Genomic DNA, 19,758 nt, shown 5'->3' with positions numbered 1-19,758 from the left:
GCCTCGCGCATCATGGATCCATGCCCGAAGGAGACACCGTCTGGCTGACCGCGAAGCGGCTGCACACCGCCCTGGCGGGTCAGGTACTCACCGTGTCCGATCTGCGCGTGCCGCGGTTCGCGACCGCCGACCTCACCGGCCGGTCCGTGCTGGACGTCACCTCACGCGGCAAGCATCTCCTCACCCGTTTCGAGGGCGGTCTCACCCTCCACTCGCACCTGCGGATGGACGGCGCGTGGCGTGTGTTCGCCGTCGGCAAGCGCTGGAGCGGCGGGCCCGCACACCAGATCCGGGTCATCCTCGGCACCGCCGCCCAGACGGCCGTCGGCTATCGCCTCCCCGTCCTGGAGCTGGTCCGCACGGCCGAAGAGAGCAACGTCGTCGGCCATCTCGGCCCCGATCTCCTCGGCCCCGACTGGGACCCGGACACCGCGCGGACCAATCTCCTCGCGGACCCGGGCCGCCCCCTCGGTGAAGCGCTCCTCGACCAGCGCAATCTCGCCGGGATCGGCAATGTCTACAAGTCGGAGCTCGCGTTCCTCGCCGGGGTCACGCCCTGGCTTCCCGTGGGCGAACTGCCCGAGGACGTCCCCGCCCGGCTCGTCGCCACCGCCCAGCGGCTCCTGGAGCTCAACAAGAACACCTTCGAACGGCAGACCACGGCCACCGACCGCAGTGTGCCGGCGGGCCCTCGCCGACAAGCTTTCGGCCCTCGGTTGTACGTCTACGGCCGCGGTGGCCATCCCTGCCTGCGCTGCGGTACCGCCGTACGCAAGGCGGACCAGAGCGACGGCACCGGCGAACGCGTCACGTACTGGTGCCCGGGCTGCCAGGCGGGCCCGAGCCCCACCCGCTGACTCCCCGGCGCGCCAGCCCGTCCTGGACATCCCCGTGCTGGACATCCCCGTGCTGCCACCCCGGACACCGCAGGCGCTCGTGAACGGACAATGAGTCGCCGACGACCAGTTGACGGGCCGTCAGATCCGGTCGTACGGTCCCGGCATGGGTCTCACCGCGTACGACCTCACCGGCCGGACGGCGTTCGTCACCGGTGCGGCCGGCGGCATCGGCCGGGCCTCGGCCGTACTCCTCGCCGAAGCGGGCGCCGCGGTCCACTGCGCCGACATCGACGAGAAGGGACTGGACGAGACCCGCAGCATGATCAGCGATGCGGGCGGCACAGCCTCCACCCACACCCTCGACGTCGCGGACCGCGCGCAGGTGAAGGCCGCGATCGAGAGCGCCGGACGGCTCGACATCCTGGCCGCGATCGCCGGAATCATGCACAGCAGCTCCGTGCTGGAGACCAGGGACGAGGATCTCGACCGCGTCCTCGCGGTCAACTTCAAGGGAGTCCTGTACGCCTGCCAGGAAGCGGCACGCAGCATGATCACGGCCGGCACTCCGGGCTCGATCGTCACGATGGCCTCAGGAGCCGTGGACGCGGCCAACGCCGGCCTGCTCTGCTACAGCGCGGCCAAAGCTGCCGTCGTCCAGCTGACGAAGACGCTGGCCACCGAACTCGGCCCGCGCTCCATACGAGTGAACGCCATCGCCCCCGGCTGGGTCCGTACCCCGATGACCGACCGCCATGACGCGGCGCTCCAGCATCAGGCAGAGGCGACGATGGTCCGGCTCTCTCCCCTCCGCAGAGTCGGCGAGCCCGAGGACATCGCGCACGCGGTCCTGCATCTCGCCTCAGACGCCTCGTCGTTCACGACGGGTCAGATCATTCGCCCGAACGGGGGCGTCGCCATGCCCTGGTGAGGCCGGCACCGCCGTGGACCTGAGGACCGTGCAACGTCCGCGTGACGCGCCGCATCCACCTGCTGCGCGATGCCCTGCCGGTGCGACGCGATCCGTCACCGATACGAGCGGACCCGGCAGCCCCGCCACCGACAATCGGCCCACCACCGACCGCCCTCTCGACCACCGCCCCACCACCTCCGCGGGGCGCCCTGACCGCCCCGCGGGATGCCGTGACATGCACCGGCAGCAGGCTCAGCCCCCAGCCGCCCGCCGCCACCGCCCCCTCGACCAGACCGGACTGGTCCGGCGCCAGCAGCAGGCGCAGCACGGCCCACCACCACAGACCGCCGGCTATGAGTCCCAGGGCGACCGCAGGCACGCGCACTCCTCCGCCTCGTGCCATGGCTCGCCTCCCTCCGGCCCCACGCTAGACCGGCGCGATCATCCGCCGGGAGGGCGCACCGGATGCAGGCCCGGCGCGCGAAACGGCACCGGGCTCCGATCTACGCGCTCTCGGCCTGGAACATCCAGGCGTGCTTCTCCAGGTCCGCGGTGAGCCCGATCAGGATGTCCTGGCTCACGGGGTCCGGATCGTCCGTCACCTCGATACGCTCCCGCATCCGCTCGATCACCGCGCCGAGGGCGTCCACCAGCGTCTTCACGGCGTCGACGTCCTTGATCCAGCCCTCCGGCACCGTGCCGATGGCGCTCTGGGACGCCACCGTGCCGGCCCGGCCGTCCGGGGTCACGCCGATGGCGGAGCACCGTTCGGCCACGGTGTCCGAATGCAGACGAGCCGTGTCCACGACCTCGTCGAGCTGGAGATGGACGGACCGGAAACGCGGCCCCACGACGTTCCAGTGGACCTGCTTGGCCACGAGGCCGAGATCCACCAGATCCACCAGGGCTCCACGCAGCGCGTTACCGACCGCCTTGAGGTCGGCCTCGGACAACGGGCTCTTCACGACAGACATGCGTGTCCTCCAGTAGGTGGTCAGCTCGTGTCAGCTGGGCTGTCAGCCTTTCCCACCATGACATAGACGCACGTACCAGACATTCGGGCACAAGCCGCGCAAAGCAAAAACCCCGGCGCGCCGCCCAGAGGGGCAGCGACCGGGGCTCAGCTCGAAAACGAGCCGCACCAGCCGTACGGGGATCAGGCAGCCACGACGTCGACCGCCTCCGCAGGCGCCTTGATGGTCACCCGCTCCGTCGGCACACCTGCCACCGACGTCACGGATACGGAATTGAGCATCGGGCGTACTGGCACAGGCACCGTCTCGGTGGCCGCTGCCGACTCGGCCAGTTCGGCCAGCGACAGCTCGTCGCTCACTTCTCGCATGAGCTCGGACATCCGTACGTCAAGCGCGTCGCAGATGGCGGAGAGCAGTTCAGAGGAAGCCTCCTTCTGCCCCCGCTCCACCTCGGAGAGATAGCCGAGCGAAACTCGGGCGGACGAGGAGACTTCGCGCAGAGTACGGCCCTGGCGCTGGCGCTGCCGACGCAGCACGTCACCAAGCAGGCGACGGAGCAGAATCATCGGTGGCTCCCTCCTCGGACCGTGTAGCCGCATCCTTCACGCCCCACCGTACCGCCTCGCGCTGCGGCCGTGCGGGGAGCGATGTCGTGTTCACTCAGGGCTGCAAACATCAATTCCCCCCGTTCTGTTCCGTATCCTGTGCCCTCGCATTTTCGTGCAGTTCGCCGGAGAGCAGCTCGAGCACGCTCCGTACACTCTCTCTACGGATTTCCGCCCGGCCACCGTTCAACCGCAGTGCGGCGACTTTCCCGGAACCGTCCGGCCCGGCGACGGCCACGAAGACCGTCCCGACAGGCTTCCCGTCCTGCGGCTCGGGACCTGCCACACCCGTGGTGGCGACACCCCACCCTGCGCCCAGGACCGTGCGCACACCGGCCGCCATCTGCATCGCGACCTCGGCGTCCACCGCGCCCCGCTCCGCCAGGAGAGTCCCGTCGACGCCCAGGACGTCCCGCTTCAGCTCGGTTGCGTACGCCGTGACGGACCCGCGGAAGGCCGCCGAGGCTCCGGGGACCCCGGTGAGCTCCGCGGCCACCAGACCGCCCGTCAGGGACTCCGCGGCCGCCAGGGTCTGGCCACGCTCCGCGAGCACCGCGATGATCCGGGCGGCGACCGTCACCGGTCCGCCTCCGCCACGGCACGCTCCCTGGCCAGCCCCTTGCGCCTCAGCACGATCGCCTGTCGCACGTAGTCCAGGCCCGTGAGCACCGTCAACACGACGGCGAGGGCCATCACCCAGAAGCGGAGGGTGGCGAGTGGACCGGTCAGCGCCAGGACGTACATCCCGACGGCCGCGCCCTGGGCGAGGGTCTTCATCTTGCCGCCGCGGCTGGCGGGAATCACACCGTGGCGGATCACCCAGAACCGCATGAGCGTGATGCCGAGCTCGCGGAAAAGGATCACTCCGGTCACCCACCACGGCAGATCGCCGAGCGCGGACAGGCAGATCAGGCCGGACGCCATGATCGCCTTGTCGGCGATCGGGTCAGCGATCTTCCCGAAGTCGGTGACCAGGTTGTACGTGCGCGCCAGATGGCCGTCGAAGATGTCCGTGATCATGGCGACGGCGAAAGCGGCCCATGCCCAGGCCCGCCAAGCCGGGTCGTACCCGCCGTCCTGCAGCATGAGCAGGACGAAGGCGGGCACCAGCACCAGCCTCACCATGGTGAGGATGTTGGCGATGTTCCAGAGACTGGCCTGATTGACGGCCGCAGCGCCGAGCTTGCCGCCGGGCGCGGGCCTACCCGTGCCGCCCCCCGCGGATGCCGGCACTCCGGTCATCTGGCTGCCTCCTGAACCCTGTGGTCGTCCTCCAGGACCTCGCAGAGCTCGGCCACCAGGTCGACGCCCTCCGTACCGACAGCCTTCGCCACGACGATACGGCCGGGGACCAGGCCCTCGCCCGAGGTGAAGACGACCTGGCCGTCCGTCTCCGGGGCCTGGTGCGCGGCGCGGCCGACCGCACCGTCCTCGCCGTCCACGGACTCGACGAGCACCTCCAGGCGCTCACCGAGCCGCTCCTCGGCGCGCTGCGCGGTCAGCTCCTCCGCGAGCCGCGACAGGTGCTCCAGCCGCTCGGCGATGACGTCGGCGTCCAGCTTGCCGTCGTACGAGACGGCCTCCGTGCCGTCCTCGTCGGAGTAACCGAACACACCGATGGCGTCCAGACGCGCGTGCGTGAGGAAGCGTTCCAGCTCGGCGAAGTCGGCCTCGGTCTCGCCGGGGAAGCCGACGATGAAGTTCGAGCGCACACCGGCCTGGGGAGCCTTGGTCCGGATGGTGTCCAGAAGCTCCAGGAAGCGCTCGGTGTCGCCGAAGCGCCGCATGGCCCGGAGCACGCCGGGGGCGGAGTGCTGGAACGAGAGGTCGAAGTAGGGCGCGATCTTCGGCGTCGAGGTCAGCACGTCGATCAGCCCGGGCCGCATCTCGGCCGGCTGGAGATAGCTGACGCGCACCCGCTCGATGCCGTCGACGTCCGCGAGCTCCGGCAACAGGGTCTCCAGCAGCCGGATGTCGCCCAGGTCCTTGCCGTACGAGGTGTTGTTCTCGGAGACCAGCATGACCTCCTTGACGCCCTGCTCCGCCAGCCAGCGCGTCTCACCGAGGACGTCGCTGGGCCGCCGGGAGATGAACGAGCCGCGGAAGGAGGGGATCGCGCAGAAGGAGCAGCGGCGGTCGCAGCCGGAGGCGAGCTTCACGGACGCGACGGGGCTGGTGCCGAGGCGCCGACGCAGCGGGGCTCGCGGCCCGGACACCGGGGCGACTCCCTCGGGAAGGTCCTCGGGCACGTCCTCGGGGGCCTGGGCGTGGCCCGGCAGCGCGACCTCGGTCGCCGACTGGCGTTCCACCGGGCTGAGCGGCAGGAGCTTGCGACGGTCGCGCGGAGTGTGCGAGGCGTGGACGCCGCCGCTGAGGATGGTCTGGAGCCGGTCGGAGATGTCGGAGTAGTCGTCGAAGCCGAGCACACCGTCCGCCTCGGGCAGCGCCTCGGCGAGTTCCTTGCCGTACCGCTCGGCCATGCAGCCGACCGCGACCACGGCCTGGGTTCTGCCGTGGTCCTTCAGATCATTGGCTTCGAGGAGGGCGTCGACGGAGTCCTTCTTCGCGGCTTCGACGAAGCCACAGGTGTTGACGACGGCGACGTCCGCGTCGGCGGCTTCCTGGACGAGCTCCCAGCCGTCCGCTGCCAAGCGGCCTGCAAGCTCCTCCGAGTCCACCTCGTTACGGGCGCAGCCAAGAGTGACAAGGGCGACGGTACGGCGTTCGGGCATGGGCTCAAGACTACTTTGTCCCGGCCCTCACCCCGGCCCCGAGGGTTCCCGGCCGTCCGCCGCCCTGTGGCGTCAGCCGACCTCGGGGTCACCCTTGGTGTACGACAGCCGCTCGACCTGGCCCGTCTCGAAGCGGTCCTCGACCTTCTTGCCGTTGACGTAGAGCTCGATCGCGCCGGCGTTGCCGAGGATCAGATCGACGCGCTCGTCGTCCTGGAAGGTCTTGGACTGGCCCTTCAGCAGGGTGCCGTCGAAGAGCAGCTTGCCGTTGTGCGACTTGGCGGAGATCCAGCTCTTGTCGTCGAGGACGGACAGCTTGACCGTGACCTTGTCCTTCGGCACCGCGGCGATCGCACTGTCGGAGGGTTCGGGCTTGGGGTCGACGGGCTTGCTCGTGGACTTGCTGGGCGAGGGCTTCTTGTCGGGCGCCGAGCCCTCGGCGACGTTGGAGCCGTCCTTGCCCTCGTCGTCGCCGTTGAACATCGTGAAACCGACAAAACCGATCACGGCGACGATCGCCGCGACCATCGCCGCGGTCCAGTTGGGCCGCTGGCGCTCGGGCCGGATGCGTTCGGCCTCGAACATCGGCGCGGCGGGCGTCGGCGCGGGCCGCCCACCGTGCTCGGCGTCGAACTGGGAGACGAGCGGATCGGGATCGAGGGCGACGGCACGCGCGATCATGCGGATGTGGCCGCGCGCATACACATCACCGCCACAGCGGGAGAAGTCGTCCTGCTCGATCGCGGTGACGATCGGGACGCGCACCCGGGTGGAGGCGCTGACCTCGTCGACGGTCAGACCTGCGTCGATGCGGGCCTGCTGGAGCACATGACCGATCGAAGGCCGGTCATCCTCGGGGGAAGGCCGGTCGTCTTCGGGGGAGTTGCCGATGGACACGGGGGCGCCTTTCGAGCGTGTAGCCACCTGCTGGAGGTTCAGTCTATGGGTGGTACGAAAGGGTGGGGCAACTGGGCGGAGGGAGTTTGTACGCCATCGGAATGGCCGGGTATCCGTGATGGTGGGACATCTGCATGTCCCTCCCTCCAACTTGACGTAGGACCGGGGGAAACGGTTGCTCTCAAAACCCTTACGAGTGAGACTCCCCGCGGATCACGGCAAGCACTCCATCCAGCTCATCAGGTTTCACCAGAACATCACGAGCCTTTGAGCCTTCGCTCGGCCCGACGATGTTGCGCGACTCCATCAGGTCCATCAGCCGTCCGGCCTTGGCGAAACCGACGCGCAGCTTGCGCTGGAGCATCGACGTGGACCCGAACTGGGTGGATACCACAAGTTCGGCGGCCTGGCAGAGCAGATCCAGGTCGTCGCCGATGTCCTCGTCGATCTCCTTCTTCTGCTTGGTGCCGACCACGACGTCCTCGCGGAAGACCGGGGCCATCTGATCCTTGCAGTGCTGGACGACGGCCGCGACCTCGTCCTCGGTCACGAAGGCGCCCTGCATACGGGTCGGCTTGTTGGCCCCCATCGGCAGGAAGAGCCCGTCGCCCTTGCCGATCAGCTTCTCCGCGCCCGGCTGGTCGAGGATGACCCGGCTGTCGGCGAGCGAGGAGGTGGCGAAGGCGAGCCGGGACGGCACGTTCGCCTTGATCAGCCCGGTGACCACGTCCACGGACGGCCGCTGCGTCGCCAGTACCAGATGGATGCCCGCGGCGCGCGCCAGCTGCGTGATGCGGACGATCGCGTCCTCCACGTCCCGCGGCGCGACCATCATCAGGTCGGCGAGCTCGTCCACGATGACGAGCAGATAGGGATACGGCGACAGCTCGCGTTCACTGCCCTCGGGGGCCTTCACCTTGCCGTTGCGCACGGCCTGGTTGAAGTCGTCGATGTGCCGGTACCCGAACGCGGCGAGGTCGTCGTAGCGCAGGTCCATCTCGCGCACGACCCACTGGAGCGCCTCGGCGGCCCGCTTGGGGTTGGTGATGATCGGGGTGATCAGGTGCGGGATGCCCTCGTAGGCGGTGAGTTCGACCCGCTTGGGGTCGACGAGCACCATCCGGACGTCCTCCGGGGTGGCCCGCACCATGACCGAGGTGATCAGGCAGTTGATGCAGGACGACTTTCCGGAGCCGGTCGCGCCGGCGACGAGGACGTGCGGCATCTTGGCGAGGTTGGCCATCACATAGCCGCCCTCGACGTCCTTGCCGAGCGCCACCAGCATCGGGTGGTCGTCCTCGGCCGCGTCCGCGAGGCGCAGGACGTCGCCGAGGTTGACCATCTCGCGGTCGGTGTTGGGGATCTCGATGCCGACCGCGGACTTGCCGGGGATCGGGGAGATGATCCGTACGTCGGGGCTGGCGACGGCGTACGCGATGTTCTTCGTCAGGGCGGTGATCCGCTCGACCTTGACGGCCGGGCCGAGCTCCACCTCGTAGCGGGTGACCGTCGGGCCCCGGGTGAAGCCGGTGACGGCCGCGTCGACCTTGAACTCCATGAAGACGTTGGAGAGCGAGGCGACGATCGCGTCGTTGGCGGCGCTGCGCGTCTTGCCCGGCCCGCCTCGCTCCAGCAGGTCGAGCGACGGCAGGGAGTACGTGATGTCGCCGGCCAGCTGGAGCTGTTCGGCGCGCGGCGGCAGGGGCTGGGAGTCGTCGGGGGCCGGCTTGGTGAGGTCGGGGACGGGCCCGCTCTGCGAGGGCGTCTCCTCCGGCTCCTTGACCCGTCGCTTCTTGGGCTCCGCCTGCTGTTCGGGCTCGCGCGCGGCCGGCAGCGGGGACGCGGCCCGCTGCCGCTCCGCGGTGACGTCCTTGGTCAGATCGGCCACCAGGGGCGAGGGCGGGAATCCGTTGTAGACGGCTCCGTCGAGGGCGGCGGCCGCGGCGGCCGCCACGTCCACGGCGTCCATCGGCCGGTCCATCGCGGGCTGCGCCGAGCCGCGGCGCGGCCGGCGGCGCCGGGACAGGGCCTCCGACTCGGCCTGGTCCGGGTCGTAGTCGACGGGGGCCTCGCTGCGGCGGGAGCCCGAGCGGCGGGCGCGGGCCGGGACGGCCTCGCGCCACTGCTCGTCGTAACGGCGGTCGTCGTCCGTGCCCTGCGCGTACTCGCCGTCCTCGTACTCCCCCGGCTCGTACACCGGGTCGACGATGCCGAGCTTGGCGCCGAGCAGTCGCAGCCGCTGCGGAATGGCGTTGACCGGAGTGGCGGTGACGACGAGCAGACCGAAGAGCGTGAGGAGCACCAGCAGCGGTACCGCCAGCACCTCACCCATGGTGAAGATCAGCGGTTTGGACGCGGCCCAGCCGATCAGACCGCCGGCGTCCTGCATGGCGCCGGTGCCCTCACCGCGTCCCGGGGAGCCGCACGCGATGTGCACCTGGCCGAGCACGCCGACCACGAGGGCGGACAGACCGATGACGATGCGGCCGTTGGCCTCGGGCTTCTCGGGATAGAGGATCAGCCGGACGGCGACCGCGCCGAGCAGTATCGGCACCAGCAGATCGAGCCTGCCGAAGGCTCCTGTCACCAGCATCTCGACGAGATCGCCGACCGGGCCGCGGAGATTGGACCAGGTTCCGGCGGCGACGACGAGGGCAAGACCGAGGAGGAGGAGCGCGAGGCCGTCCTTGCGGTGGGCCGGGTCGAGTCCCTTCGCACCACGCCCTATGCCGCGGAGCATCGCCCCGAGGCCGTGCGCGAGTCCGAGCCACAGCGCGCGGGCGAGCCGATAGACACCGCCGGTGGGAGACGGTGCCGGTTTCGGCGCGACCTTCTTGGCAACGGCCTTCCTGGCCGGTGCCTTCTTCGCGGGCGCGGTCTTCTTCGCGACGGCTTTCCTGGCGGGCGCCGCCTTCTTCGCGGCACCGGTCGTACGGCCGGGGCGCGGCTTCGCGGTGCCCGCCGTGCCCTGGGAACCCTTGCCGGACGTACGTGAGGCCATAGTGGTGAGGTTACCGGTGTGGGAGGCAGTGGACACGTGTGCTTACTGCTTCACCCGTTCGTGTCGCCCTGCGGAGGCGGCAAAGTGACGTTCCCTCACACACCGGAAGACGCCTGGGCCGCTCAGTTCTGCGAGGGAAGGGCGCTGGGGCCGCCGGTGCCCGGTTCCAGTGCGTCCAGGGCTCTGCGCAAACCCGTGAGTTTGCGCTCGAGATGGGCCGCGGTGGCCACGGCGGCGGCATCCGCGGAGTCGTCGTCGAGCTGCTTCGAGAGCGCTTCCGCCTGCTCCTCGACGGCAGCGAGGCGCGCGGAGAGCTCGGCGAGCAGTCCCGCCGGCTCCTTGTGACTGTCGGCGCCCGACTGCCCGCCGCCCTCCAGCTGGAGCCTCAGCAGCGCGGCCTGCTCCCGCAGTTGGCAGTTCTTCATGTACAGCTCGACGAAGACCGAGACCTTGGCACGCAGCACCCAGGGGTCGAACGGCTTCGAGATGTAGTCGACCGCGCCCGCGGCATAGCCCCGGAACGTGTGATGCGGTCCGTGATTGATCGCGGTGAGGAAGATGATCGGGATGTCCCGGGTCCGCTCCCGCCGCTTGATGTGCGCCGCGGTCTCGAAACCGTCCATTCCAGGCATCTGGACGTCCAGCAGAATGACCGCGAAGTCGTCTGTCAGCAGCGCCTTGAGCGCTTCCTCCCCTGACGATGCCCGCACCAGTGTCTGATCGAGCGCAGAGAGGATGGCCTCCAGCGCCAGCAGATTCTCCGGCCGGTCATCGACCAGGAGGATCTTGGCCTTCTGCACCATGCCCCGTCCTCCTCGCCCCGGCGTGGGGTCTCCCCAGCTCTTCGAGCCGGGGGACGCACCGGGCGCCGCCCCAGGGGACGACTCCCTTGCGTCGCCCGTCCTTGTGCCGGTCATGGTAGCCGCACCCCGCCCGTCGCCACACCCTGTCACCGTGATGTCACAGTGCACGAAGCAGAAACGTAGCGGGAGACCAGAAGGTTCCCCGAATACCACTGCCTCACACGCCTTCGGCCACAGCCAGTCAACAACAGGCGAAGATCCGAACAGCGGCCGCTCACTCGTCGCGCATCCACTGCTCCATCACTGAGAGCAAATGGTCAGGATCGACCGGCTTGGTGACATAGTCGGATGCCCCCGACTCGATCGCCTTCTCCCGGTCCCCCTTCATCGCCTTCGCGGTGAGCGCGATGATGGGCAGTCCGGCGAACTGCGGCATCCTGCGGATCGCCGTCGTCGTCGCGTAGCCGTCCATCTCCGGCATCATGATGTCCATCAGTACGACCGTCACATCGTCGTGCTGCTCCAGGACTTCGATGCCCTCACGGCCGTTCTCCGCGTACAGCACGGACAGGCCGTGCTGCTCCAGCACGCTGGTGAGCGCGAAGACATTGCGGATGTCGTCGTCGACGATGAGCACCTTCTCGTTGTCGAAGGTGAACGTCCGCCGCTGCTCCGGCGCTTCCTGGCCGCCGCGGCCGCCCTGCCACTCCTCCTGGCCCCGGACACCCCCGCCAGGCGCCCCGGTGCCGTCGCCCGACGACCCCTGCCGCCCGGGCAGCGCCGTCCGCTCGTCGGTCGCCTCCAGCGCCTTGCGGCGGCGCCGGAAGAGAGCGGCCGGTCCCTGCGGCGCCGACCGCTCGGGGCGAGGCTGCGAAGAGGCCTCGACCGCCGTGTCGTCGGCCGGCCCCGGCTGCGCCTCCACGGCGCCCGAGGTGACCTGCGCATAACCCTGCGGCGGCAGTTCACTCGGGTGAAGGGGCAGATAGAGCGTGAACGTCGAACCGCGGCCCGGTTCGCTGGCCGCGTGGATCTCGCCGCCGAGCAGCCGCGCGATCTCCCGGCTGATGGACAGGCCCAGGCCCGTACCGCCGTACTTACGGCTGGTCGTACCGTCGGCCTGCTTGAACGCCTCGAAGATCACGCGCATCTTGCCCGACGCGATCCCGATGCCGGTGTCGGTGACGGAGAACGCGATCAGATCGGCGTCAGCGTCCTGAAGCGACCCGGCCTCCAGCAGCTGCTCGCGGATCGACTGCGGCACATCCGCGCTCGCCGGCCGGATGACCAGCTCCACGGCGCCGGAGTCGGTGAACTTCACCGCGTTCGACAGGAGGTTGCGCAGCACCTGGAGCAGCCGCTGCTCGTCGGTGTGCAGCGTCGCCGGCAGCTCCGGCGAGACACGGACCGAGAAGTCGAGACCCTTCTCCGCGGTCAGCGGGCGGAAGGTGGCCTCCACGTAGTCGACCAGCTGCACCAGCGCGATACGCGTCGGGCTGACGTCCATCTTGCCCGCCTCGACCTTCGACAGATCGAGGATGTCGTTGATCAGCTGGAGCAGGTCCGACCCTGCGCCGTGGATCGTCTCGGCGAACTCCACCTGCTTCGGCGAGAGGTTCCCCTCGGCGTTGTCGGCGAGCAGCTTGGCCAGGATCAGCAGCGAGTTGAGCGGCGTACGCAGCTCGTGCGACATGTTCGCCAGGAACTCGCTCTTGTAGCGCATCGAGACCGCGAGCTGCTCGGCGCGCTCCTCGAGCACCTGCCGGGCCTCTTCGATCTCGGTGTTCTTGACCTCGATGTCGCGGTTCTGCTGCGCGAGCAGTTCCGCCTTCTCCTCCAGCTCGGCGTTGGACGCCTGGAGCGCCTTCTGCCGGTTCTCCAGCTCCGCCGAGCGCTCACGCAGCTGCTCGGTCAGCTCCTGCGACTGCTTGAGCAGCACCTCGGTCTTGGTGTTGACGCTGATGGTGTTGACGCTCGTCGCGATCATCTCGGCGAGCTGGTTGAGGAAGTCCCGCTGGATCTGCGTGAACGGCTGGAACGACGCCAGCTCGATCACCCCGAGGACCTTCCCCTCGAAGAGCACCGGCAGCACGATCACATACGCCGGTGACGCCTCCCCGAGACCCGAGGAGATCCGCAGATAGCCCGGCGGCACGTTGACCTGGATCGTCCGCTTCTCCTCGGCGGCCGTCCCGATCAGCGTCTCGCCCGGCCGGAACGACGTCGGCATGAGCCCCGCGGAGTAGCCGTAACTGCCGCGCATGCACAGCTCGTACGCCAGCTCCCCGTTGCCCGGTACGTCCGAGGTGCTGCCGGTCGGCATCGCCAGGAAGAAGGCTCCGTGCTGCGCCGAGACGACCGGCGTCAGCTCGCTCATGATCAGCGAGGCCACGTCGTCCAGGTCGCGCCGGCCCTGCATCAGACCGGAGATCCGGGCGAGGTTGCCCTTGAGCCAGTCCTGCTCCTCGTTGGCGAGGGTGGTGTCACGGAGGTTCGCGATCATCGTGTTGATGTTGTCCTGAAGGACCTGGATCTCGCCGGCCGCGTCCACATCGATCTTGAGGTTCAGATCGCCGCGGGTCACCGCGGTCGCGACGGCCGCGATCGCGCGCACCTGCCGGGTCAGGTTCCCGGCCATCTCGTTCACCGACTCGGTGAGGTCGCGCCAGGTGCCGTCGACGTCCCGCACGCGGGCCTGACCGCCCAACTGCCCGTCCGTGCCCACCTCGCGGGCCACCCGGGTGACCTCCCCGGCAAACGACGACAGCTGGTCGACCATCGTGTTGATGGTGGTCTTCAGCTCCAGGATCTCGCCCCGCGCGTCGATGTCGATCTTCCTGGTGAGATCGCCCTTCGCGATGGCAGTGGTGACCGTGGCGATCTGCCGCACCTGGCCGGTCAGGTTGGACGCCATCGAGTTCACGGACTCGGTGAGGTCCTTCCAGGTGCCGGAGACGCCCGGCACATGCGCCTGACCGCCCAGCTCCCCTTCGGTGCCCACTTCGCGGGCCACCCGGGTCACCTCGTCGGCGAACGACGACAGGGTCGTCACCATCGTGTTCACGGTCTCGGCGAGCTCGGCGACCTCGCCGCGCGCCTCCACCGTCACCTTCTTGGTCAGATCGCCGTTGGCGACGGCCGCGGAGACGCGGGCGATGTTGCGCACCTGGCTGGTCAGGTTGTTGGCCATCAGGTTGACGTTGTCGCTCAGGTCCTTCCAGATGCCGGTGACACCGCGCACCCGGGCCTGACCGCCCAGCACACCCTCCGTACCCACCTCACGGGCGACCCTGGTCACCTCGTCCGCGAAGTCGGAGAGCTGGTCGACCATGGTGTTGACGGTCGTCACCAATTCCAGGATCTCGCCCTTGGCGTCGACGGTGATCTTCTTGGAGAGGTCGCCCTTGGCGACCGCCGTGGTCACCTCGGCGATGTTGCGGACCTGGCTGGTCAGGTTGTTGGCCATGAAGTTCACGGACTGCGTGAGGTCCTTCCAGGTGCCGGAGACACCCTGAACCTCGGCCTGACCGCCGAGGATGCCCTCCGTACCCACCTCGCGCGCCACCCGCGTGACCTGCTCCGCGAAGTTCGAGAGCTGGTCCACCATCGTGTTGAGGGTGTTCTTCAGCTCCAGGATCTCGCCGCGCGCGTCCACGTCGATCTTCTGCGACAGGTCACCGCGCGCCACCGCGGTGGCGACCTGGGCGATGTTGCGGACCTGGGCGGTGAGGTTGCCCGCCATGCCGTTCACGGAGTCGGTCAGATCGCGCCACACACCGGCGACACCGGGCACCTGCGCCTGGCCGCCGAGCCGGCCGTCCGTACCCACCTCACGGGCCACCCTGGTGACCTGCTCGGCGAACGCGGAGAGCTGGTCGACCATCGTGTTGATGGTGTTCTTCAGCTCCAGGATCTCGCCGCGCGCGTCCACGTCGATCTTCTGCGAGAGGTCACCACGCGCGACCGCCGTCGTCACCTGGGCGATCTGCCGCACCTGCGAGGTCAGGTTCCCCGCCATGAAGTTGACGGAGTCGGTCAGTTCCTTCCAGGTGCCGCTGACGCCGTCGACGCGGGCCTGGCCGCCGAGGCGGCCCTCCGTACCCACGTCCCGCGCCATACGGGTCACCTGGTCGGCGAAGGACGACAGCTGCGCCACCATCGTGTTGACGGTGTTCTTCAGCTCCAGCATCTCGCCGGCCACATCGACCGTGACCTTCTGCGACAGGTCACCGTTCGCCACCGCCGTCGTCACCTGGGCGATGTCACGGACCTGGCCGGTGAGGTTGCGGAAGGCCGTGTTCACCGAGTCGGTGAGGTCCTTCCAGGTGTTCGCGGCGCCCGGCACCTCGGCCTGACCGCCGAGTCGGCCCTCGACGCCGACCTCCCGCGCCACCCGCGTGACCTCGGCACCGAAGGACTGGAGCTGGTCCACCATCGTGTTGACGGTGTTCTTCAGCTCCAGCATCTCGCCGGCCACATCGACCGTGACCTTCTGCGACAGGTCACCGTTGGCCACCGCCGTCGTCACCTGGGCGATGTCACGGACCTGCGTGGTCAGATTGCGGAAGACGGTGTTGACCGAGTCGGTGAGGTCCTTCCAGGTCCCGGCGGCACCGGGCACCTGCGCCTGGCCGCCGAGCAGGCCCTCCGCGCCGACCTCGCTCGCCACCCGGGTGACCTCGTCCGCGAACGTCCGCAGCGTCTCGGTCATCTGGTTGATCGTCTCGGCGAGTTGAGCCACTTCGCCGCGTGCGCTGACCGTCACCTTCTGCGACAGATCACCGTTGGCGACCGCGGTGGTCACCTCGGCGATGCCGCGCACCTGGGAGGTCAGGTTGCCGGCCATGGTGTTCACGGAATCGGTGAGGTCTTTCCACACGCCCGCCACACCCGGCACCTCGGCCTGACCGCCGAGCTCGCCTTCCGTACCCACCTCACGGGCCACGCGCGTGACCTCGGAGCCGAAGGACTGGAGCTGGTCCACCATCGTGTTGACGGTGTTCTTCAGCTCCAGCATCTCGCCGGCGACATGGACGGTGACCTTCTGTGACAGATCCCCCTTGGCCACGGCGGTCGTGACGAGAGCAATGTCACGCACCTGCGCCGTCAGCCGGTACGCCATGGTGTTGACCGAATCCGTGAGGTCTTTCCACGAACCGGACATACCACGCACCTGTGCCTGGCCACCGAGTTTGCCCTCGGTGCCGACCTCCAGGGCGACCCGGGTCACCTCGTCGGTGAACGCCGACAGCTGGTCCACCAGGCTGTTGACGGTCCGCGCGACCTTCAGGAACTCGCCGCGCAGCGGCCGTACGGCCCCCTCCCCCTCCGGGGCGTGGGAGCGCAGCTCCATCCGCTGTTCCAGATCGCCCTCGGCGACGGCCGACAGGACGCGGCCGACCTCGGACACGGGTCGCGCGAGATCGTCGACCAGAGCGTTCGAGGCGTCGATCGCGGCCGCCCAGGAGCCCTCGCAGGCCCCCGTCTCCAGCCGTTCGGTCAGCTTTCCCTCACGTCCGACCACCCTGCGCACCCGGGCGAGCTCGCCCGTGAGGTGAACGTTCCGGTCCGCGACCTCATTGAAGACAGCCGCGATCTCGGACATCACCCCGTCGCCGGACACGGTCAGGCGCCGACGGAAATTGCCGTCCCGCATCGACACCAAAGCTCCCAGCAGCCTGTTCAGGGCCGCTGTGTCCACCTCGGTTGTCCCATTGCTACGGGACCGTCCGCCTTTCGCACGCGTGCTCTTGCCACGCGCCGCCACGCCAGACTCCACCGTGTCCCTCCCGCAGGGGTTGACCGTACTGTCCGGGCTGTACCTGGAAGCCTGCCCAGTGTTTCACCTGCGCCGAACCAGGCCATAACAGTTCGGCAGCTTCGCATAGCGTCCCCGCCCCCGTCGGGCGGAAACAGCGGCAACCGGCATCCGCTCGGACAGCGAAGGTAAGTAACCTGGCATCCGGCTGTCCAACCGCCCCGGTCCGCCCGGCGGGGGCGGCCCGGACGCAGTACTACCACCGGGCACCGGGAGGGGCAGGCCGATCATGGCAGAGCCGGGCGTCGAGACGCGTACGAGGAGTTCTGTGATCACCGCGCGGGCGGCTGCCACCTTCGACCCTGTCGGGCGGTCCGTCGCGACCGCCCGGGCCTTCGTGCGGGACACACTCCACGGGTGGGGGTTCTCGGACGTCGTCGACGACGCGGTCGTCCTCACCAGCGAGCTCGTCACCAACGCCGTCATCCACGCCGGCACCGCTGCCGACGTCCTGTGTCTGCGCTCGGACGACGGCGTACGCGTCGAGGTCGCCGACCGCTACCCGGAACGCGAGGTCCCGATCCAGGGCACCGGCCTCTCGCTGGGCAGCCCCGACCGCGAGAACGGCCGCGGGCTTCTGCTGTGCGCGGCGCTGGCCTCCCGCTGGGGCGTCGAGTACAGCCCCACGTTCAAGCAGGTCTGGTTCCAACTCGACCTCCCCCAGCGCCCGGTGGGCACCCGCTCCGCGGGACCCGCCCTGCCGACCGCGCTCCTCCCCGTCGCCGACGAACGCGTCCGCGTCGCCGTCACCCAGATCGACAGAAGCGGCGCGATCTCCGTCTGGAACGACGACGCCGAGCACCTCTTCGGATACGCCGCCGACCAGGTCATCGGCAAGCCGCTCACGGACTTCGCCGCCTGGCCGCACACGCCAGGCATCGGCACCGGCATCGCCGAAGCGCTCCAGCTCTCCCGCTGGGAGGGCAGTTACGGCATCCGCGGCACTGACGGCCGTGTCGTCCCCGTCTACGCCTCGCACCTGCGGGTCCGCGACACCCACGGCGAACCCTCCACCGTCTGTCTGCTCGTCAGGGACGACGAACGCGCCGTGCTCCAGAGCCCGCAGCGCGCCCCCGTGACCGACACGGGCGCCGAGAGCCACTCGACAGACCCGTTCGAGGTCTTCATCGGCTCCCCGGCGCCCGACGACCTCGACGGGCTCCTCCAGCGCACGGTGGAGCGCGCCCGGGACATGCTCGACGGCGACGCCGCCTTCCTGCTGCTGGCCACCGACGACGAGACCGAACTGGAAGTGCGGGCCAGCACCGGACTCCCCTCCGCCCGCCAGCGCTTCGCCCGCGTGCCCGTCGAGGCCGGCACCGGGCGCTACGGGTCGGCCCGGATGCCCGCGGTGCACGAGGACCTCACCGTGGTGCCGGGCGCCGTTCCGCTCCTCAACTCCACGGGCATGCGCTCCGTCGTCACCGTCCCCCTGAAGGTCGAGGGCCGCCTCACCGGATCGCTGGGCGTCGCCGCCGAAGCGTCGGGCCGGTACTCCAACGAGGAGGCCCTGCGCCTCCAGTTCGCGGCCGACCGCATCGCCCTGGCCGTGGAGTCCGCCCGTCTCGGCGAGCTCGAACGACTGCGCCGCGGTTCGCTCTCCTTCCTCGTCGAGGCGTCCGACCTGCTCGCCGGCACCCTCGACCGCGACCAGACACTGGCGCTCATGGCGCAGATGACCGTGCCGACGCTGGCCACCTGGTGCGCCGTCTACACGATCGCCGACCAGGCCTCGGACCCGTACCTCAGTTACGTCCTCCACGAGGACGAGGAGCGCATCGACGGCCTCAAGGCCCTGCTCTCCAAGATCGCGCCCCCGGACCCGGTGCCCACCCCCGGCGCACGTGTGTGGAGCGCACCGGCCGAAGCGGCCCAGCAGGCGGCGCTGCTGACCTCCAAGCGCGAACTCGGCATCGGCTCCACCCCGCCGGTCTCCTCCGGCATCGGCACCACGCTCGCCACAGCGGCAGCCGTCGGCGGCGAGACGGTCGTACTGCCCCTGGTGGCACGCAACCGTGTCATCGGCATGCTGACCCTCGGCAAGCCGTCCGACGACCACTTCCGCCAGGAGATCCTGGAACTCGCCGAGGACCTCTCGCGACGGGCGGCTCTGGCCCTCGACAACGCGCGGCTGTACTCGGAGCGCGTGGCCATCAGCCAGTCCCTCCAGCGCAGCCTGCTCCCGCCGGAGTTGCCCCACATCCCGGGCGTCGAGGTCGAGGTCATCTACCGCGCGGCGGGCGAGGGCAACGAAGTCGGCGGCGACTTCTACGACCTCTTCCCGATCCGCGACGGCGCCTACGGCTTCGCCATCGGCGACGTCTGCGGTACGGGCCCGGAGGCCGCGGCCGTCACCGGTCTCGCCCGGCACGCTCTGCGTCTGCTGGCGAGGGAGGGCTTCGGCGGCCCGGCGGTGCTTGAGCGCCTCAACGCCGCGATCCTCGACGAGGGCGCCCGCAGCCGCTTCCTCACTCTGCTCTACGGCGAGTTGTGGCCGCAGGAGGACGGCAGCGCCGTCCTCAAGGTCGTCTGCGCCGGCCATCCGCTTCCGCTGCGCCTGCGCCAGGACGGCACCGTCGAACCGGCGGCCGAACCGCAGCCCCTGCTGGGCGTCATGGACGATCTCGAGCTGTACGAGCAGATGGTCACCCTCGACCCCGGCGACGTCCTGCTCTGCGTCACGGACGGCGTCACCGAACGCCGTGAGGGGACACGCATGCTGGGCGACGAGGGCCTCACCGATGTGCTGACCACCTGCACCGGACTGACGGCGGGCGCGGTGGCGGCCCGCGTCCTGCGAGCGGTGGAACGCTTCGCCGCAGAGCCGGCCTCGGACGACATGGCCATCCTGGCGATGCGCGTACCGGAGCCTCAGCACTCCTGAACAGCAAGAAGGCCCCCGCCAGTTGGCGGGGGCCTTCTTCGTACGAGCCCCAATACGGAATCGAACCGTAGACCTTCTCCTTACCATGGAGACGCTCTACCGACTGAGCTATTGGGGCCTGCTGCGCTGTGGCAACGGGATAGATCATACCCCGAACCGAGGCGTGGTTCGAACCACCGGGGCCACAGAATCCGCGTCGCCGCCGGCGTCCGGTCCTGAACGCAAAAATGCCTCAACCCCCGGACATGGTCCGGGGGTTGAGGCTAAAAATTGTTCGGCGGCGTCCTACTCTCCCACA

The 19,758-nt window shown here is 69.4% G+C and carries 12 protein-coding genes and 1 tRNA gene; 3 read left to right on the top strand and 10 right to left on the bottom strand.

All coding sequences use genetic code 11. From position 1 onward, the window contains the following. The first annotated feature begins 20 nt into the window (after positions 1 to 20). Together ACFWU3_RS31395 and ACFWU3_RS31390 are read left to right on the top strand one after the other, a co-directional pair. A complete protein-coding gene (locus tag ACFWU3_RS31395) occupies positions 21 to 857 on the top strand; it encodes an Fpg/Nei family DNA glycosylase (RefSeq protein WP_384444448.1) in 837 nt (278 codons plus the stop codon). 145 nt (positions 858 to 1,002) lie between these two features. Further along, entirely contained in the window at positions 1,003 to 1,767 is a 765-nt protein-coding gene (locus ACFWU3_RS31390) for an SDR family NAD(P)-dependent oxidoreductase (RefSeq protein WP_384444447.1), read from the top strand. A 485-nt stretch (positions 1,768 to 2,252) separates the two neighbouring features. On the opposite strand, the gene ACFWU3_RS31385 is transcribed toward ACFWU3_RS31390, so the two are convergent. The 9 genes from ACFWU3_RS31385 to ACFWU3_RS31345 all read right to left on the bottom strand — a co-directional run bounded on the left by ACFWU3_RS31385 (position 2,253) and on the right by ACFWU3_RS31345 (position 16,537). Further along, positions 2,253 to 2,723: a Dps family protein gene (locus tag ACFWU3_RS31385; protein ID WP_384444446.1), complete on the bottom strand. Its 471-nt coding sequence runs from the start codon at positions 2,721 to 2,723 to the stop codon at positions 2,253 to 2,255. Between the two features lie 182 nt (positions 2,724 to 2,905). After that, a complete protein-coding gene (locus ACFWU3_RS31380) occupies positions 2,906 to 3,289 on the bottom strand; it encodes a helix-turn-helix transcriptional regulator (RefSeq protein WP_313943729.1) in 384 nt (127 codons plus the stop codon). Positions 3,290 to 3,398: 109 nt separating this feature from the next. Beyond that, a complete protein-coding gene (locus tag ACFWU3_RS31375; RefSeq protein WP_384444445.1) occupies positions 3,399 to 3,908 on the bottom strand; it encodes a CinA family protein in 510 nt (169 codons plus the stop codon). Next, complete coding sequence (pgsA, locus tag ACFWU3_RS31370; protein WP_327679562.1) at positions 3,905 to 4,570, bottom strand: CDP-diacylglycerol--glycerol-3-phosphate 3-phosphatidyltransferase; 666 nt, start codon at positions 4,568 to 4,570, stop codon at positions 3,905 to 3,907. Before pgsA ends, ACFWU3_RS31375 begins: the two co-directional genes overlap by 4 nt. Further along, the gene (gene rimO, locus ACFWU3_RS31365; protein ID WP_384444444.1) at positions 4,567 to 6,060 is read right to left on the bottom strand and encodes a 30S ribosomal protein S12 methylthiotransferase RimO; all 1,494 of its coding nucleotides are present in this window, start codon (positions 6,058 to 6,060) and stop codon (positions 4,567 to 4,569) included. The genes pgsA and rimO overlap by 4 nt, the downstream gene beginning before the upstream one ends. Positions 6,061 to 6,132: 72 nt before the next feature. Then, positions 6,133 to 6,957, bottom strand: coding sequence for a helix-turn-helix domain-containing protein (locus ACFWU3_RS31360; protein ID WP_384444443.1), 825 nt, complete (start codon positions 6,955 to 6,957; stop codon positions 6,133 to 6,135). A gap of 190 nt (positions 6,958 to 7,147) precedes the next feature. Further along, positions 7,148 to 9,958, bottom strand: coding sequence for a DNA translocase FtsK (locus tag ACFWU3_RS31355; protein ID WP_384444442.1), 2,811 nt, complete (start codon positions 9,956 to 9,958; stop codon positions 7,148 to 7,150). Positions 9,959 to 10,080: 122 nt separating this feature from the next. Continuing rightward, the gene (locus ACFWU3_RS31350) at positions 10,081 to 10,761 is read right to left on the bottom strand and encodes a two-component system response regulator (RefSeq protein WP_384444441.1); all 681 of its coding nucleotides are present in this window, start codon (positions 10,759 to 10,761) and stop codon (positions 10,081 to 10,083) included. A gap of 274 nt (positions 10,762 to 11,035) precedes the next feature. Continuing rightward, complete coding sequence (locus tag ACFWU3_RS31345; protein WP_384444440.1) at positions 11,036 to 16,537, bottom strand: HAMP domain-containing protein; 5,502 nt, start codon at positions 16,535 to 16,537, stop codon at positions 11,036 to 11,038. 268 nt (positions 16,538 to 16,805) lie between these two features. Here ACFWU3_RS31345 and ACFWU3_RS31340 point away from each other — a divergent pair, with 268 nt between their 5' ends. Beyond that, positions 16,806 to 19,460, top strand: coding sequence for a SpoIIE family protein phosphatase (locus ACFWU3_RS31340; protein ID WP_384444439.1), 2,655 nt, complete (start codon positions 16,806 to 16,808; stop codon positions 19,458 to 19,460). A gap of 45 nt (positions 19,461 to 19,505) precedes the next feature. Here the strand turns inward: ACFWU3_RS31340 and ACFWU3_RS31335 are convergent. Continuing rightward, positions 19,506 to 19,578, bottom strand: a tRNA-Thr gene (locus ACFWU3_RS31335). Between the last annotated feature and the right edge of the window lie 180 nt (positions 19,579 to 19,758).

Origin of the sequence: Streptomyces sp. NPDC058685, from assembly GCF_042714725.1 — a bacterium.
In the GTDB taxonomy this organism is placed as follows: domain Bacteria; phylum Actinomycetota; class Actinomycetes; order Streptomycetales; family Streptomycetaceae; genus Streptomyces.
This window is presented reverse-complemented; position numbering and strand designations above follow the sequence as displayed.

Coding starts and splice junctions, on each gene's coding strand:
- ACFWU3_RS31340 (WP_384444439.1), top strand. CDS start 16,806: ATGGCAGAGCCGGGCGTCGAGACGCGTACGAGGAGTTCTGTGATCACC.
- ACFWU3_RS31395 (WP_384444448.1), top strand. CDS start 21: ATGCCCGAAGGAGACACCGTCTGGCTGACCGCGAAGCGGCTGCACACC.
- rimO (WP_384444444.1), bottom strand. CDS start 6,060: ATGCCCGAACGCCGTACCGTCGCCCTTGTCACTCTTGGCTGCGCCCGT.
- ACFWU3_RS31380 (WP_313943729.1), bottom strand. CDS start 3,289: ATGATTCTGCTCCGTCGCCTGCTTGGTGACGTGCTGCGTCGGCAGCGC.
- ACFWU3_RS31385 (WP_384444446.1), bottom strand. CDS start 2,723: ATGTCTGTCGTGAAGAGCCCGTTGTCCGAGGCCGACCTCAAGGCGGTC.
- ACFWU3_RS31390 (WP_384444447.1), top strand. CDS start 1,003: ATGGGTCTCACCGCGTACGACCTCACCGGCCGGACGGCGTTCGTCACC.
- ACFWU3_RS31355 (WP_384444442.1), bottom strand. CDS start 9,958: ATGGCCTCACGTACGTCCGGCAAGGGTTCCCAGGGCACGGCGGGCACC.
- pgsA (WP_327679562.1), bottom strand. CDS start 4,570: ATGACCGGAGTGCCGGCATCCGCGGGGGGCGGCACGGGTAGGCCCGCG.
- ACFWU3_RS31350 (WP_384444441.1), bottom strand. CDS start 10,761: ATGGTGCAGAAGGCCAAGATCCTCCTGGTCGATGACCGGCCGGAGAAT.